20 protein-coding genes are annotated in these 15,454 nt (G+C 59.1%); 5 read left to right on the top strand and 15 right to left on the bottom strand.

Annotated elements, in window-relative coordinates; translation table 11 throughout:
* Positions 1–47: 47 nt before the first annotated feature.
* From ACKWJN_RS15490 to rsmD, 3 genes are read right to left on the bottom strand one after another with little or no spacing between them, the layout of a single operon-like run.
* Entirely contained in the window at positions 48–722 is a 675-nt protein-coding gene (locus ACKWJN_RS15490; protein WP_408598382.1) for a histidine phosphatase family protein, read from the bottom strand.
* 16 nt (positions 723–738) lie between these two features.
* Positions 739–1,242 carry a pantetheine-phosphate adenylyltransferase gene (gene coaD / locus ACKWJN_RS15485; protein WP_408598380.1) on the bottom strand — a complete coding sequence of 168 codons (504 nt, stop codon included), beginning with the start codon at positions 1,240–1,242 and terminating at the stop codon, positions 739–741.
* Positions 1,243–1,273: 31 nt separating this feature from the next.
* Positions 1,274–1,864, bottom strand: coding sequence for a 16S rRNA (guanine(966)-N(2))-methyltransferase RsmD (gene rsmD / locus ACKWJN_RS15480; protein WP_408598378.1), 591 nt, complete (start codon positions 1,862–1,864; stop codon positions 1,274–1,276).
* Between the two features lie 30 nt (positions 1,865–1,894).
* Here rsmD and ftsY point away from each other — a divergent pair, with 30 nt between their 5' ends.
* Positions 1,895–2,929, top strand: coding sequence for a signal recognition particle-docking protein FtsY (gene ftsY, locus ACKWJN_RS15475; RefSeq protein ID WP_408598376.1), 1,035 nt, complete (start codon positions 1,895–1,897; stop codon positions 2,927–2,929).
* Positions 2,930–2,968: 39 nt separating this feature from the next.
* Here ftsY and ACKWJN_RS15470 read toward each other — a convergent pair whose 3' ends face one another.
* Positions 2,969–3,685, bottom strand: coding sequence for a DUF4118 domain-containing protein (locus ACKWJN_RS15470; RefSeq protein WP_408598374.1), 717 nt, complete (start codon positions 3,683–3,685; stop codon positions 2,969–2,971).
* 64 nt (positions 3,686–3,749) lie between these two features.
* On the opposite strand from ACKWJN_RS15470, the gene ACKWJN_RS15465 reads away from it, so the two are divergent.
* A complete protein-coding gene (locus ACKWJN_RS15465) occupies positions 3,750–4,628 on the top strand; it encodes an alpha/beta hydrolase (RefSeq protein ID WP_408598372.1) in 879 nt (292 codons plus the stop codon).
* Between the two features lie 19 nt (positions 4,629–4,647).
* Here ACKWJN_RS15465 and ACKWJN_RS15460 read toward each other — a convergent pair whose 3' ends face one another.
* The gene (locus ACKWJN_RS15460; RefSeq protein WP_408598370.1) at positions 4,648–5,379 is read right to left on the bottom strand and encodes a MipA/OmpV family protein; all 732 of its coding nucleotides are present in this window, start codon (positions 5,377–5,379) and stop codon (positions 4,648–4,650) included.
* Between the two features lie 11 nt (positions 5,380–5,390).
* Positions 5,391–6,137 carry an ABC transporter substrate-binding protein gene (locus ACKWJN_RS15455; RefSeq protein WP_408598470.1) on the bottom strand — a complete coding sequence of 249 codons (747 nt, stop codon included), beginning with the start codon at positions 6,135–6,137 and terminating at the stop codon, positions 5,391–5,393.
* 104 nt (positions 6,138–6,241) lie between these two features.
* Here ACKWJN_RS15455 and queE point away from each other — a divergent pair, with 104 nt between their 5' ends.
* On the top strand, positions 6,242–6,874 hold the full coding sequence (gene queE / locus ACKWJN_RS15450) for a 7-carboxy-7-deazaguanine synthase (RefSeq protein ID WP_408598368.1): 633 nt from the start codon (positions 6,242–6,244) through the stop codon (positions 6,872–6,874).
* On the top strand, positions 6,871–7,239 hold the full coding sequence (locus ACKWJN_RS15445) for a 6-pyruvoyl trahydropterin synthase family protein (protein WP_408598366.1): 369 nt from the start codon (positions 6,871–6,873) through the stop codon (positions 7,237–7,239). The genes queE and ACKWJN_RS15445 overlap by 4 nt, the downstream gene beginning before the upstream one ends.
* A 44-nt stretch (positions 7,240–7,283) precedes the next feature.
* Here the strand turns inward: ACKWJN_RS15445 and ACKWJN_RS15440 are convergent, their stop codons facing one another.
* Genes ACKWJN_RS15440 through ACKWJN_RS15420 form a run of 5 tightly spaced genes read right to left on the bottom strand, consistent with a single transcriptional unit; the run spans position 7,284 to position 11,581 of the window.
* Complete coding sequence (locus tag ACKWJN_RS15440; protein ID WP_408598364.1) at positions 7,284–8,264, bottom strand: tripartite tricarboxylate transporter substrate binding protein; 981 nt, start codon at positions 8,262–8,264, stop codon at positions 7,284–7,286.
* Positions 8,265–8,285: 21 nt separating this feature from the next.
* Positions 8,286–9,500, bottom strand: a complete 1,215-nt coding sequence (locus ACKWJN_RS15435; RefSeq protein ID WP_408598362.1) for an MFS transporter — start codon at positions 9,498–9,500, stop codon at positions 8,286–8,288.
* Positions 9,501–9,516: 16 nt separating this feature from the next.
* Positions 9,517–9,858, bottom strand: coding sequence for an AzlD domain-containing protein (locus tag ACKWJN_RS15430; RefSeq protein WP_408598360.1), 342 nt, complete (start codon positions 9,856–9,858; stop codon positions 9,517–9,519).
* The gene (locus ACKWJN_RS15425) at positions 9,855–10,589 is read right to left on the bottom strand and encodes an AzlC family ABC transporter permease (protein ID WP_408598358.1); all 735 of its coding nucleotides are present in this window, start codon (positions 10,587–10,589) and stop codon (positions 9,855–9,857) included. Before ACKWJN_RS15425 ends, ACKWJN_RS15430 begins: the two co-directional genes overlap by 4 nt.
* Before the next feature lie 14 nt (positions 10,590–10,603).
* The gene (locus ACKWJN_RS15420) at positions 10,604–11,581 is read right to left on the bottom strand and encodes a tripartite tricarboxylate transporter substrate-binding protein (RefSeq protein ID WP_408598356.1); all 978 of its coding nucleotides are present in this window, start codon (positions 11,579–11,581) and stop codon (positions 10,604–10,606) included.
* A 144-nt stretch (positions 11,582–11,725) separates the two neighbouring features.
* On the opposite strand from ACKWJN_RS15420, the gene ACKWJN_RS15415 reads away from it, so the two are divergent.
* On the top strand, positions 11,726–11,962 hold the full coding sequence (locus ACKWJN_RS15415) for a hypothetical protein (protein ID WP_408598354.1): 237 nt from the start codon (positions 11,726–11,728) through the stop codon (positions 11,960–11,962).
* A gap of 6 nt (positions 11,963–11,968) precedes the next feature.
* Here ACKWJN_RS15415 and ACKWJN_RS15410 read toward each other — a convergent pair whose 3' ends face one another.
* Genes ACKWJN_RS15410 through ACKWJN_RS15395 form a run of 4 tightly spaced genes read right to left on the bottom strand, consistent with a single transcriptional unit; the run spans position 11,969 to position 15,420 of the window.
* Complete coding sequence (locus tag ACKWJN_RS15410) at positions 11,969–12,316, bottom strand: thiosulfate oxidation carrier complex protein SoxZ (RefSeq protein ID WP_408598352.1); 348 nt, start codon at positions 12,314–12,316, stop codon at positions 11,969–11,971.
* A 4-nt stretch (positions 12,317–12,320) separates the two neighbouring features.
* A complete protein-coding gene (locus ACKWJN_RS15405) occupies positions 12,321–12,800 on the bottom strand; it encodes a thiosulfate oxidation carrier protein SoxY (protein ID WP_408598350.1) in 480 nt (159 codons plus the stop codon).
* A complete protein-coding gene (locus ACKWJN_RS15400; protein ID WP_408598348.1) occupies positions 12,800–14,962 on the bottom strand; it encodes a molybdopterin cofactor-binding domain-containing protein in 2,163 nt (720 codons plus the stop codon). The genes ACKWJN_RS15405 and ACKWJN_RS15400 overlap by 1 nt, the downstream gene beginning before the upstream one ends.
* Positions 14,959–15,420: a (2Fe-2S)-binding protein gene (locus ACKWJN_RS15395; protein ID WP_100143775.1), complete on the bottom strand. Its 462-nt coding sequence runs from the start codon at positions 15,418–15,420 to the stop codon at positions 14,959–14,961. The genes ACKWJN_RS15400 and ACKWJN_RS15395 overlap by 4 nt, the downstream gene beginning before the upstream one ends.
* Positions 15,421–15,454 lie beyond the last annotated feature (34 nt).

Below are 15,454 nucleotides of genomic sequence, written 5' to 3'. Positions count from 1 at the left end.
GCATCCAAGTAGGGTCGTGAACTAAAACCCGATTATCCCAGCCCCACTCACACCTTGAGGGATGCAGGGCGATACACCGGCTGTGGCGGCATACCATGCAAATGCGCAGTGTCAGCCCAAGCATGAATATGCAAACCGCCCGACCAAGCCACCTGGTTCCAGCCAGCATTGGGGATGTCACACACGCGCGGACCATGCAAGGACAGCGCTTGCGCGTTGCGCCACACCATGTCCAGCACCCCACCGTGTGTCACCACCACCAAGTGCTCACCAGCGTACTGTTGGGCCAAACGCTGCAAGGCCGAGACCACCCGGTCATGGAACACCTGCGTGCTTTCAGCCCCCGTCACCGCGTAATTGGCATCGAAGTCCAGCCAGCGTTGCCAAGCCTGCGGGTGCTGCACCTTGATTTCTGGCACACGCAAGCCTTCAAAGCTGCCAAAGCACTGCTCGCGCAAGCCTGTCTCAAGCAAAAACTCACAACCCAAGACCTCTGCCACCGGTTGCGCCGTTTGTTGCGCCCGCAGCAAATCGCTGCTGATGACACGCGTCGGCACATGTCCCTGCGCAGCCCAAGCGGCGAGCGACTGCTGCACACGCTCTTGCAAACGCTGCGCCTGGGCCTGGCCTATGGCATTGAGCGGCACATCCACCTGCCCCTGGAACCGAAGCTCTTTGTTCCAGTCGGTCTCACCATGACGGATGAGCAAAAAATCGGTCATGCGTCACCGAGCAGCATCATGCGGCTGCCGCTTTCTTGGCCATCAAGCGGGTGTAGACCGCTGGGGACACCAAATCGCTGGCATCGCCCTCACCGCCCAATTGAGAAATCTCGCGCACGAAAGTACTGGAGATGAATTGGTATTGCGCACTCGGCGTGAGGAACACCGTCTCCACATCCGGCATGAGTTGGCGGTTCATGCCCGCGAGTTGAAACTCGTAATCAAAGTCGGTCACGGCACGCACACCGCGCACCATCACTTGTGCACCGTGGGTTCGCACAAAATCGCGCACCAAGCCGCTGAACGGCTCCACCGTCACTTGAGGAAAGGCCGCCATCACCTCACGCGCCATGGCCATGCGTTCTTCCAAATTGAACAAGGTTTTTTTGTGGTGCCCTGCGGCCACCGCCAAGATCACTCGGTCAAACATGCGGGTGGCTCGCACGAGCAGGTCTTCATGGCCCAAGGTGATGGGATCAAAGGTGCCTGGGTACACGGCAATCACGGGCTTCTTGTCCATGGACACTCCTGAAAATTCAAAGCTTTGCAGATTATGCAATTCGCTGCAGCAGGTGGGCATGCACCGTGCCCGCTTTGAGGTGACGGTAGACCGCCAAACCAAACACGGCCAAAGCTTCATCACCCCATCGCACGGGCGCCTCCAAATACACAAAGCCGTCGGCTTTCACCGCCTGCGCCGCTGCTTGCAACGCGGCATCAAACAAACCGCTGTCAAACGGAGGGTCGATGAACACCAAGTCGACACTGGACGCACTCTGTTGTTTGAGGCAAGCCACGCCGTCACCACGTTGCACTTGGACTGCACTGGCTTTGAGGCGCACCACCTGGGTGGTGAGTTGTGACACCAAGCCCGCATCGCTTTCACACAGATGCACATGCGCGGCGCCGCGCGAAGCAGCTTCTAGCCCCAAGGCCCCCGTGCCAGCAAACGCATCCACGCAGCGCCAGCCCAACAGGGATTGACCGAGCCAGTTGAACAAGGTTTCACGCACGCGGTCCGGGGTGGGTCGTAACCCTGGCTTCAAAGCCACAGGCAGCTTGGTACGACGCCATTGCCCGCCGATGATGCGAACCTCGCCAGCGCCTTTGGGTAATTTAGGGGAAGGGGTGGTGGGTTTCATAGAATGGCTTGATTCTAGAAACACCCACCCATGTTTAGCTTTTTCAAGAAAAAAATCAGTCCTCCTCCTGTCGCGGATGTGCCCTTGGCGCTCACCGCAGACAAAGCACCTTCAGACACACACACCACGGCAGAGCGACCGCGTCAAAGTTGGATGGCACGTTTGGGACAAGGCCTGCGCCGCACGGGGCAAAGCATCAGCACGGTGTTCACCGGCACACAAATTGATGATGCGCTGTACGAAGAACTGGAAGCGGCCTTGTTGATGGCCGATGCAGGCGTCCAAGCCACCCAGTATCTGCTGACCGACTTGAAGCAACGCGTCAAAGACAGTCGCACCACCGAGCCTTCGCAAGTCAAAGCCCTCTTGGCCACCTCCATTGCTCAGTTGCTCAAACCGTTGGAGAAATCCTTGGAGATTGGGGCACACCAACCCACCGTGATCATGGTCGCGGGTGTCAACGGTGCAGGCAAAACCACCTCCATTGGCAAACTCACCCGCCATTTGAGCGACAGTGGTGCCTCCGTGCTGCTGGCCGCGGCCGACACCTTCCGCGCTGCCGCCAAAGAACAACTCGGGGTGTGGGCCGACCGCAACCAAGTGGAAATCGTCAGCCAAGCTGGCGGCGACCCCGCTGCGGTGAGCTTTGACGCCGTCACGGCAGGCAAAGCACGTGGCAGAGATGTGGTGCTGGTCGACACGGCCGGGCGCTTGCCCACGCAACTGCACCTGATGCAAGAGCTCAGCAAAATCAAACGCGTGGTGCAAAAAGCAGATGCCACAGCCCCCCACGAAGTGTTGCTGGTGATTGACGGCAACACGGGGCAAAACGCGTTGGCCCAAGTCAAAGCCTTCGACGAAGCCTTGGGACTGACAGGGCTGATCGTCACCAAACTCGACGGCACAGCCAAAGGGGGCGTTCTAGCAGCCATCGCCCTGTGGGGACAAACGCGTGTGGCCGCAGGCGGCGCGCAAGTTCCGGTCTACTTCATCGGTGTGGGTGAGGCTGTCGAGGACCTGGAGACCTTCAATGCCCAAGAGTTTGCGGACGCCTTGCTTGGCTAACGCACAACACCGGGCGTGCAGGTCTCACCGTTCAAATGGTCAAGCCAATTTGAGAACGGCCAGCGATTGGCCCATGAAATTGAAACGCTCGACCCACACGTCACGACGCTCGTAATGGCTGGGAGCTGTGCAAAAGCCAAGAGAGAAAGCGTTTTGGGTATGCGTCACGGCGGAGTCGTCCAACTGCGCTTGTAAAACGGACAAATCATCTGGCGTGAAGGCCATGGGCCAATTCTCGACCGGATCGTGAATCGAAAAGTAGGTGGCCAACCTGTAAAACAAAAGCTTGATCTTGAAGTCCTCGGTGCCGAATTTGATCAGAATGATTTTGTCGAAATCGGTCAACAGCTCTTCCAAAATAGCCCAGGCCTCGCCTGTTTTTTTGGCGTAATAAATACGGTCGTTTTCTCTGTGCAGTGAAATTTTGTGCCGCGACTCCATGACTTTGAGCAACAACTCACGCGCATACACCGAACGCCGCAACGACTCCATGAACGCAACAGCGACCAGTGTCACCAGTGCGAAATTCATCGAGGTGATCAAATCTTTGGTGGAGATCACATCAAACGTACCATAAGGCTCTACAAAAAAGTAATTGCCTAGGACAGTGCTGACCACGATGGCAGAAACGGAGAACTTGTAGCCGAATAAATATTGCGTCAGCAGGCATCCGACAATGAAAAAGTGAAATACTGCAAAGGGTTCAATGTAGGGATGCAAAAAGTAGCGCAGAAAAAAAGCAAGCAACGTGATCAAGCACGACCCCATCAGCGCTTGCTCCTGAGAATACCTGACCCAATTTTTTGAATTTTTGATTTCCATGAACCCATCCCTGACCTGTCACAGCGGCATTCACCTCGAAGCAGGTCCGCATTGTGTGTTGATGTTACATGGCCTGGCTGCCAACTCTGTCGAACTGTCGCGTATGGCCAAAGAGCTCCATCAGCAAGGCTTTTCTGTGTGTGTGCCAGACATTGACGGCTATTGCTTTGGCACACCTGCTCAGCCATGGACCGCGTGGGTCGAGCAAGTGCAACACCATGTGTGGGAATTGCGCAAGCATCACGCCAGTGTCAGTGTGGTGGGGGTCTCGATGGGGGCCACACTGGCCATGGTGTTGGCACAAAGAGAAAGCCTTGACGCCTTGGTCCTGCTTTCAACTGCCCTGTCTTATGACGGGTGGGCCATGCCGTGGTACCGATTTTTGTTGAACTGGGCCTCTTGGCTGCCATTTGCCAGCCGTTACACCTACCAAGAAGCCGAACCCTATGGAGTCAAAAACGAAGAGATGCGAGCCATGGTCAAGCGGGCCATGAAAACAGCGCACATCTCAGAAAGCGGCTCCGAAATATTGACCATGCACTACATCACGCAAGGGCGACAACTGATCAAGCAGGCCATCAAACATGTGCCCGATGTCGATGCCCCGGTTTTGTTTGTGCATGCAATCGATGACGAGACCGTCCACATCCGAAACGCCGAGTGGGCGTATCGGCGCGTGTCGTCGAGCCAGAAAGATTTCATCTATTTGGGCGACAGCTACCACATGATCACCGTCGACAACGAACGTGAAATGGTCAGTTCAGAAACCGCGCGATTTTTGAAAAAAGCCATCAACAGCAACTTGGACACGCCAGCCTTTGAGGTACCGACAGTGTTGTCGCCTGAGTTGCGCCGCGCCCTCAGAAAACGCACCTGATGGCGCACAGGTCGCGGCTCTATTTGAAAGAGCGCGTCAAGGCCAAAAATCCACTGTCTTGTCGCTGCGTGAACACCAAGGGACTTTGGGTGATGGCGCGGTCCAACCAACGGCGGCGCCATTGCACATTGACATGCCACGCCTCATCCACTGGCCACTCAAAGGCCATGGCAAGCACAGGCGTGTCAGAAGCCGTCGCGCTGTATGCCCCTAGGCCACTGGCGAGCGCCTCTTGGCTGGACACACCGTAGAGATGCTGCACGTACTTTTGTGTGCGATGCTCTATCCCCAGCTGCGGATAAACGGTCACCGCGCCCACTTGAAACTCAGCGGCATAAGTCAGCTCATGCAACATGCCACCCGAAGTTTTGTCGTAAAAACTGTACGCAAATATTGCGCCCCAAGGGGTCTCTTGGTAGGTCCCCACCCCCAGGGGCAGGGGATTGGCCCTGGCTGCAATGCCATGCAAAGCTGGCGCATCGGTTGCGAAACCTTCCAAACTGATGCGTCCTGCCAACTCCAAGTAGCCATCGCCTAAACGCAAGGTCTTGACACCCAAGGTATCGACCCGTGTGTAAAAACGCCCGTAGTCAAAGTAGGCATACGGCAAGGTCAAGCTCTGTGAGCCCGTGCTGTGGACGATTTTTTGGGTGCTGTAGACAGCGCCACCCACATCGCCTGTCAAACGCTCTTGCGCGGGGGCACTCAGAGCCATGCAGCTCAACAGCACCAGACCCAATTTAAAGTTCATCAAAGTCCTGTTCATGGTGCGACCGAAGCACCATCGATGCGATGTCGCAACAAGGCTTGCGCCACAAAGCCGCTGGATTTCATCTCTTGCACAAACGTGTTCAACACCGCGCTGGCGGATGGTCCGCGACCTTGGGGCATGCCCATGGCTTGGTCAATCACCATGAAACGCCCTGGCAACAAGCGCACGTTGGGCACACGCCCAGCATCCGCCTCAAGTTGCTGCTTCACACCCGCGGCCACTTCCATCTGTTGCGCCAAGAAAAAATCCACCACCTGCGGTGAGGTCGGTGCACGCACGATCTGAGCCTGCTTCAAATGACGCGTCAAAAACAAGTCGTACGCACTGCCTTTGCCCACCACCACGCGGTGCGCTGCAACATCCACCTCGTCGTTGTGCTGCAAGGGTGAGTCTTGCCTCACCAAGTAGCTGCCCTCAATTTGCACATAGGCCGGCGTGAACACCACGCCTTGCGCCCGCTGTGGGTCAAGGGCAAAAAAACCGATGTCCGCCCGGTCTTGGGTGACCGCTTCCACCGCTTTGCCGGCGGCATCCACCACCACCAACTGCAAGGGCACGCCCAAGCGTTGGGCCAAGAGCTGGGCCAGATCGACCGACACACCCACCGGCAAACCCGTGCGGTCATCCCGCCGAGCCAAGATGGGGTTGCCTAAGTTGATGACTGCACGCAACACACCGTTGGGCGCCAATCCAGCCGTCTGTGCACCTGACGTTTGGGCATGAACAGCGCCTGTCATCCACAAACAAAAGGCGATCAAGCCGCCGACCACACACCGCACAGAAGGAAAGTAGAAAGTGAGTTTCATGGCGAGAGGTTAGCACTCCGGTACAGTTCGTCCCCATGACATACAGCGTGAAAGAAATGTTTTACACCTTGCAAGGTGAAGGCGCCAACGCAGGACGGCCCGCCGTGTTCTGCCGCTTCGCAGGTTGCAACTTGTGGAGCGGACGAGAAGAAGACCGCAGCAGCGCCATCTGCCAGTTTTGTGACACCGACTTTGTGGGCACTGACGGAGACGGGGGCGGCAAATTTGCCACGGCCCAAGACTTGGCCCTCTCCATTGCCGCGTTTTGGCCCAAGGACCAAGCACATCGTTTGGTGGTGCTCACCGGTGGAGAGCCCTTGTTGCAAGTCGACTCGGCACTGGTTCAAGCCTTGCACGCCCAAGACTTCACCATCGCCGTGGAAACCAACGGCACGGTGCTGCCGCCTGAGGGCATTGACTGGTTGTGCGTCAGCCCCAAAGCCGGCAGCGCCTTGGTGGTGCGCAGCGGTCAAGAGCTCAAGCTGGTCTACCCACAAGCGGGCAACCACCCCGAGGAGTTTGAACAACTCCACTTTGAATACCACTACCTGCAGCCGATGGACGGCCCCCATGCCACGGCCAACACCGCAGCCGCCATCGCCTATTGCCAGTCCCACCCGCAGTGGCGACTGAGTGTGCAAACCCATAAATTGATTGGTATCCGATGACGTTTGAATTGAGCCAACGCTTCTACTTTGAAGCCGCACACACCTTGCGCCGAACCATTGACGCCCAAGGCAGCCTGCGCATCCACGGCCACACCTACCACGCCGAAGTCACCCTGTCTGGCGAACCCGATCCAGCCACCGGCATGATGATGGATTTGGCCTACTTGCGCCAAGAAGTCGAGAAAGTGCGCACCCAACTCGACCACCACTTTTTAGACGAGGTGGCGGGTTTAGGACCTGCCACCTTGGAGAACCTGTGTTTGTTTTTACACACGCACCTCAAAGCGGCCTTACCCACCTTGGTTCGCGTGGTGGTCGAGCGCCCTGCCAGTGGCGACAAGTGCTGCCTTCGACTCGACACCTGATCCCAGCGTGCTTGGCGCGCTCAGTGCGGTGGCTTGAGAGCGGTTCAAGGTGCCGCAAAGTTGATCTTGGTCGCCAAGCGTTTGTTGGCCTCGATTTCGTCGGCAATCACCTTGGCAAACTCAGCGGGTGTGGAGCCCACCGTCACATAGCCCTGCTCGGCAAATGAGCGCTTGACCTCCGGGTCATCCAAGGCTTTGACCACTTCTTGGCGCATGCGCGTCACGTACTCGGTGGGCGTGCCTGCCGGGTACCACAAGCCATACCAAGGCGTGTAAACAAACCCTCTCACGCCCGCCTCATCCACCGTGGGCACGTCGGGCATCATGGCCCAACGTGTTTTGCCAGTGATGGCCAGCGCCCGCAGCTTGCCCGACTTGACCAAGGGCAACAAAGCCGTGGCCGAGCCAATGCACACATCGATGCGCCCGGCCATCAAATCGGTGATCGCCTCGCCCACGCCCTTGTAGGGCACATGGTTGATCTTGGTGCCCGCACTGGTGTTGAAAAACTCAGCGGCAAACTGCATCACGTTGCCCACACCGCCCGAGCCATAGTTGAGTTTTTCTGGGCGCGCTTTGGCGTCGGCAATGAACTCTTGCAAGGTGCTGGCCTTCACACTCGGCCCCACCGCCACGACAAAGCCCACGCTGTTGGCCACCAAGGTGATCGGCGTGAAGTCTTTGATGGGGTCATAGCTCAAGCCGGGCGAGACCACCGGCAAGCTGGCATGGCTCGACGAGGTGTTGAGCAGCGTGTAGCCATCGGGTGCCGACTTGGCCACCACCCCAGTGCCAATGGCACCGCCGGCTCCCGCGCGGTTGTCGATCACAAAGTTCTGCCCCAAAGACGGCGCCATTTTTTGGTTGAGGGCTCGGCCAATGAAATCCATGGGCCCCCCCGCCACATACGGCACCACCATGCGGATCGGGTGGTTGGGGTAGTCCTTGTGCGCGGTTTGAGTTTGCGCTTGGGCCCAAGAGGTGCACAGCATCACGCTGCAGAGCAGCCAGGGGGTCATCTTCATGGGAAGTCCTTCAAAAATAATTCATTGCATGCGGTCACGGTTTGCCAGTTGGGGGAACAGGCGCAACCAAAGAACCGCCACCACGATGGTGCCCAAGCCGCCCACCACCACCGACGCCACAGGCCCCAACCAAGCCGCCGTGGCGCCCGACTCAAACTCACCGAGTTGGTTAGAGGCCCCAATGAAAATACCGTTGACCGCAGCCACGCGGCCCCGCATGTCCTCGGGGGTTTCCATTTGCATCAAGGTCAAGCGTGTCACCACACTGATGTTGTCTGCTGCACCCGTCACGGCGAGCGCCAACATCGACAGCCAGAAGGACTCTGACACACCAAAAGCCACGGTGGCCAAACCAAAGACGCCCACGGCCCACAGCAGTCGATGTCCCACGTGGCGCTCCATGGGCCAGCGCGCCAAGATCAAAGACACCACCAGGGCGCCGATCGCAGGGGCGCCCCGCAGCAGCCCCAAGCCCTCGGGCCCCACATGCAAAATATCGCGCGCATAAATCGGCAACAACGCCGTGGCACCGCCCAGCAGCACGGCAAACAAATCCAGCGCCATGGCGCCCAACAACACTTGTCGTTCACACACAAACACCACCCCTGCCATCACGGTGCGCCAACTGGCGGCCGTGTGCGCGGGTGGGGTATGCGGCAACACCACCCACCAGGTCAAGACAAAGGCCAGCGTCAACAGCACAGCGCAACTCATGTACACGGTGGTTGGGCCCAACACATACAGCAAGCCACCCAAAGCAGGGCCACCAATGACGGCCACTTGCACCCCACTGGAGCTCAAGGCAATGGCAGGTTGGAGCAAACTGTTGGGCACCAGCATCGGTGTGATGGCTTGTTGCGCCGGCATTTGAAAAGCGCGCGCCACACCCAGCACCACCGACAGCGCAAACATCAACTCTCGGGTGGCAAAGTCACCCTGCACACCCCAAACCAGCAGCACGCCCACCACCGCATCGGCCAACATGCACACAGCAAACAACCGCCCCCGGTGCACCCGGTCGGCCACATGGCCCGCAGGCAAGGTCATCAACAAGGCGGGAATGAATTGAAACAAACCCACCAGCCCCAAGTCCCAAGCGCTGGAGGTCATGTCGTACACATGCCACGCCAGCGCCACCATGAGCATTTGATTGGCCAAGATGCCTACCAAACGGGCAAACCAAAAACGAAGGAACTGAGGCTGCTTGAGCAGTGCGGAGAAAGAATTGGAGTTCATTGAATTTTCAAATAGATCACACCATGATGCCGTAGCTCATGATCAGCAAAGTGCCCGTCAGCAAGGCCGGCACCAAGCGACGCTGTGGGTGCGACATCATCACCCCCACGCTCACCGCACACACCGCCACACGCACCACCATGGGCACCTGGGCCAAGACGCCAATGGGCATCAAGATCATGCGCACCGTCAGGGCCGCCACCATGGCATAGGTCACAGCGGATAGCCAGCGGAAAATCTCGCTCTCTTGGTTGATTTGGTCAGACAACAGAACGCCAACGGCGCGGCAAAAATACGTGCCCACACTGGCACCCACCAACGCCAGCCAAGGTGTCCAATCGGTCAATGGTGTGCTCATGGACGCACCTCTTGGGGTGCAGGGCGTAGCCACCGTCGATCGACCCAATAGGCGAGGGTTCCGCCCACCAAACCCGTGGTCAACAAACTGGTGTCACGGTCCCACAGGTAAAAACCTGGGCCCAACAAACAGCCCAGCAGAATCGCCAAACGGTTGGCCCAAGGCTTGACCTCGGTGAAGGTCAACAAAAAGAACAAGGGGTTCAAAAACACCAGCGCCAAGATCACGGGCGGCGACACCCAACCCGCCACTTGGTAGCCCAAATACGTGCCGGGCACCGACACCAACCAACATGGCACGGCCAGTCCTAAAAAGTAAGCCAAGCGGTGCTTGGCAGGCATGGCTTGAAACTCCCGCATCGACACCGCCCAGGCGGTCATGGCCAGCACGTGCACCGCCGCGTACAAGCGGGTGTTGCGGTCGCGGCGGTGGAACTGTGGAAACAAGGTCACGGTCATGGTGATGAAGCGCGACGATGACAAGGTCACCGCCAACACCATGGCAAACAAGGACGAACCGGTGATCAGCATTTCAAACAACACCACCTGCCCGGGCAAAGCGAACATCAGCAAACTGCTGGCCGTCATCAGCCACACGTCAAAGCCATTGCTGCGGCCCATGGCGCCAAAGCCCACCATGCCGGCAAACAGCACCACCATGGGCGCGCCCAGGGCCGCACGCACACCGGCGACCCAAGCGTGTCGTCGGTTGGCAAACCGGGGGGCTGTCATCTCCATCTCCGGCGTCAGTCGGGCTGAACGCCGGCCTTGATCAACAAGGGGTTGAGCGTTTCAATTTCGTGTTTCAAATGGGCACGCAAAAATTCAGGACGCGCCTTCTCTGCTGTCACCGGCAAGGCCCCCAACGAGCCCAAGCGCGATTTCACATCCGGGTCTTTGATGGCCGCTTGCAGCGCCGTGGTGAGCTTGTCGATCACCGCCTTGGGCGTGCCCTTGGGCGCGTACAAACCAAACATGATGCTGATGTCAAAGCCCGACGTACCCAACTCAGGCAAAGCCGGCAACTCGGGCAGCGAGGCCAAACGGGTTTTACCCGCCACCAAATAGGCCTTGACGCGACCACTGGTGGTGGCTGGTGTGGTGCTGGTGGTTTGGTCGCACATCACATCGAGCTGCCCACCCATCACATCGTTCAAGGCAGGGGCTGCGCCCTTGTAGGGCACGGAAGTCAGTTGCACATTGAGCGCGTTCATGAACATCAAGCTGCACAAATGAGAGGCCGAGCCCACCCCAGCGTGGCCCATGCTCAACTTGGCCGCGTTGTCGCGGACATAAGCCACAAATTCTTTGGCATCTTTGGCCGGAAAGTCACGCCGCGCCACCACCACCATCGGGCCTTCGGTCGCCAGACCAATCGGCTCAAAGTCATCCACGGGGTTGTAGGAGAGGTTTTTGAACATCGCCAAATTGGTGGCGTGGCTGACGTGGATCATCAACAGGGTGTAGCCATCGGGCTTGCTGCGCGCCACCTTGGCCGTGCCAATCGTGCCCGAGGCACCGGCGGTGTTGTCCACCACAATTTGCTGGCCCAAGGCCTTTTGCATCGCTGCGGCATAAATGCGCGTGATCACGTCGCCAGGACCACCCGGGGCATAGGGCATCACCATCGTGATGGGGCGCGCTGGGTATTCTTGGGCCCACAGCGGTGCACTCAGCACCAGTCCCAGCCATAGAAACCGCTTGAAAATGCAAAATCGTGTCATGGCATGCAGCGTATCACGCCCCCCGAAATCAAGGCCGCATTGGGGCGAGTACCCGAGTCGTTTGCGGGACCTAGCCCAGAGTGACCGACTCAAGTTGTGCGGTGTCGAGCCGATACAGACAGCATGCGAAGAAAGGAATAGGCCATGGGCTTGAGTGTCAACAACATCAACAGCAACCGCCCCTCGGCCAAGGTCTACCCACCCGTGGCCAAAGTCTCGCGCGTCACCAAGGGTGCTACGCCCATTGAAGAGGTCGATGGCCCCTTCAGTGCCAGCGCATCTGACAGCCTGTCAATGGCAGGTGGCAACGCAGCGTCAGGCCACCCGAGTGCAGCGGCCCTGTTTGAGGGCAAAGGCAACGAAGTCGACGTCTACGCGTGAAGCCACTCAGGCGCTGAGCACCGTCAGCACCTGGCGCAACTGACCCATTTGCCCCGCGTCGTCGATCCAGCGCAACCACAGCTCACCCGACCGCGTGGCACGCAAATAAAACTCAAACAAGGGATTGGCCGAAATGCCCGACGACGGCTCGACCCGAAACACCTCTTGCGGTGGCGCACCCTCGCCCACCCATTGGCAGCTCAAGGTTTGGATCACATTGCGCGGCACGGTGCGCCCCTCGTTGTCTTGCAAGTAGCCCGTCTCCATGGGGTGTTGCACCAAGAGTCGAATCTTGAACACATCCCCCACCACCACACGGTCGGGCCACGACATGCGCGCCAAATTCAAAGCCATGGCGTCACGACCCGTCCACGCAGGCAGACTCGGTGGCGATCACATCCGCCAAGTCGTAGCACCAACGACCGTCTGACAGGCGCGCCAGCGCCAACACCGTTTGCGAGCCTGCCAGGCGCACCCGGGTGCTGATTTCGGCCCGGCCTGACCACGGCCCCACATGGAACGTGGCCATGCGCTCGACAGGGTTGCGTTGCGAGACCAGCACGATTTCTTGCACATGGTCAGCCTCGGTCATCGGGCTGTCCACCCGCACGGTCAGAGGCACCAAATGGCCGTTGTCGGCCAACAAGGGCAGTTGCAAATGCACCGCTTGGCGCACCGGGGCTGATGCCCCCTGGCTCCAAGGCGCCAACATTTCAGACAAAGAACGCAAGCGCCCAGACACCATGCCCTGGGCCCAAGCGCTGGTCTGCCCACCTGACAGACCCAGCGCGCCACACCCCAGCGCCGCACTGGCGTGCAGCCACTGCCTGCGCTGCATCATCCGCGGGCCAAGCTCAAGCCGTGGTTCTTGAGTGGCAACGAGCGCAAACGCTTGCCGGTGGCCGCAAAGATGGCGTTGGCCAAAGCCGGTGCCAGCGGTGCTTGGGCCGGCTCACCCACACCGCCCCAGAAGCCGCCGGTGGGCGCAATCACGGCCTGCACCTTGGGCATCTCGTTGAAACGCATCATGCGGTAGTCATGGAAGTTCGATTGCTCGATGCGGCCATCTTTGACCGTCATCTCGCCCCAGAAAATCGCTGTCAAACCGTGCACCACGCTGCCTTGGATTTGCGCCTCAATGTTGTTGGGGTTGACGGCGTGGCCGCAGTCAATGCCCATCACCACGCGGTGGATCTTGACCTCCGACTTGGCGTTCACCGACACCTCGCACACACAGGCGGTGTAGCTGCCATAGCCCTCGGTTTCGGCAATGCCGCGGAAGACGCCCTTGGGCAAAGGCTTGCCCCAATCGGCGGCCTTGGCCACGGCTTCCAAAATCGCACGGTCTTTGACGAACTTCTCGCCCAACAACGACTGGCGAAACGCCAGCGGGTCTTTGCCTGCGGCATGGGCCAACTCGTCGATGAACGACTCGCGCACAAACGGGTTTTGTGAGTGGCCCACCGTGCGCCAAAAGCCCACGGGCACGTTGGTGTTGCGCTGGGCGTAATCGACCAAGCTGTTGGGGATGTTGTAGGGGTGGTCGTTGAAACTCGCCACCGCTTGGCCGTCGATGCCGTTGGGCAAAGGCAGCTTGAGCAAGGTCGCCAAGATGGAGGGCGCGCTGACGCGGATGTGCAGGGCTTGCACCTTGCCTGCCTCGTCCATCGACGCTTTCATGCGCACCAAGCTGGCGGGGCGGTACAGGTCATGCTGGGTGTCTTCCTCGCGGGTCCACACCATCTTCACGGGCTTGCCTGCCATGGCCTTGGCAATCAACACGCCTTGACGCGTGAAGTCCTGCGCGCCCTTGCGGCCCAATCCACCACCGAGTTGCATGGGGTGCACCAACACTTGGTCTTGGGGCACACCCGCAGCCGCAGCCGCCGTGGCCAACACACCCTCTGGGTTTTGGGTAGAGGTCCACACCTCCACTTTGCCGTCGTGCAACCAAGCGGTACACACCAAAGGTTCCATGGTGGCGTGGGCCAAATAAGGCGTGAAGTACTCGGCCTCGTGCACCTTGCTGGCTTTGGACAACACCTCAGGTGCATTGCCGTCGTTGCGGGCCACCGCCAGTTGAGGTTGGTCCAAGCCTTCTTTGAAGCTGGCCATGATGGAGGCGCTGGAGAGCTTGGCGTTGTCGCCCGTGTCCCACTCAATCGCCACATCTTTCAAGGCCTCTTTGGCGCGCCACCAGTTGTCAGCCACCACGGCCACAAAGGTGCCTTGGTTGAGCACCTTCACAATGCCGCGACGGTTGTCCACCTTGGACGAGTCCAGCGACTTGACCGTGCCATTGAACACCGGGCAGGCTGCCACAGCGGCGTACAACATGCCAGGCAGTTGCGCGTCAATGCCGTAGCGCACCCGGCCCGTCACGATGTCGGGAATGTCCACCCGCTTGATGGGCTTGCCAATGATCTTCCAGTCTTTCGGGTCTTTGAGCTTGACTTCTTTCGGTGGCTCCAGCTTGGCAGCTTCAGCGGCCAACTTGCCATAGCTGAGTTTGCGTTTGCTTGGGGTGTGGGTCACCACGCCCAAAGCCGCCACGCATTCGCTGGCGGGCACGCCCCACTGCTGGGCAGCGGCGGCAATCAGCATTTCACGCGCAGTGGCACCAGCTTTGCGCAAATACTCTTGCGAGTTGCGGATGGTGCGGCTGCCCACGGCGGCCATGTCGCCATAAACACGTTTTTGGCGCAGGTTCTCGTGCGCGGTGGCGTACTCCACGCGCACCTGCTTCCAGTCGGCTTCGAGCTCGTCAGCCACCAACTGGGGGGCCGAGGTGCGGCTGCCCTGGCCCATTTCGGTCCGGGCATAGCGAATGATGATGGTCTCGTCGGCTTGAATCTCGATCCAAGCATTGACGCGTTCAGCCGTGGCTGCCATGCCTTTTTCGGGCAAGAAAAAACCCAGCGACAAGGCCGCAGCGGCGGTGCTGGAAACTTTCAAAAAGCCACGGCGGTCCACGCCAGCGGTGAGGTGTGAGGTGGTCATGCGCGTGCTCCTTTGTTGGCCACCGCGTGGATGGCTTGGCGCATGCGCGCATAGGTGCCGCAACGGCAGATGTTGCTCATGGCCGCATCAATGTCTTCGTCGGTCGGCTTGGGCTTTTTCTTGAGCAAGGCCACGGCCGTCAAAATTTGGCCGCCTTGGCAATAACCGCACTGCGGCACTTCGTGGTCGATCCAAGCTTGCTGCACCGCATGCAAGGTGCCGTTCTTGTTGGCCAAGCCTTCGATGGTGACTACTTTTTGGGACGCCGCAGCAGACACAGGGTAAGAGCAGGAACGCACGGGTTCGCCATTCAAAAGCACCGTGCAAGCGCCGCACTGGGCCACGCCACAACCAAATTTGGGACCTTTGATGTCGAGTTCATCACGCAGGGCCCACAAGAGGGGCATGTCGGGCTCGACGTCGGCCTCGTGCACACGTCCGTTGATGTTGAGTTTCATGTTGTCTGCCACCTAGGTTGAAAGAAGCGCATAG

The sequence above is a fragment of the Limnohabitans sp. genome, from assembly GCF_046052825.1.
Lineage (GTDB): Bacteria > Pseudomonadota > Gammaproteobacteria > Burkholderiales > Burkholderiaceae_C > Limnohabitans.
This window is presented reverse-complemented; position numbering and strand designations above follow the sequence as displayed.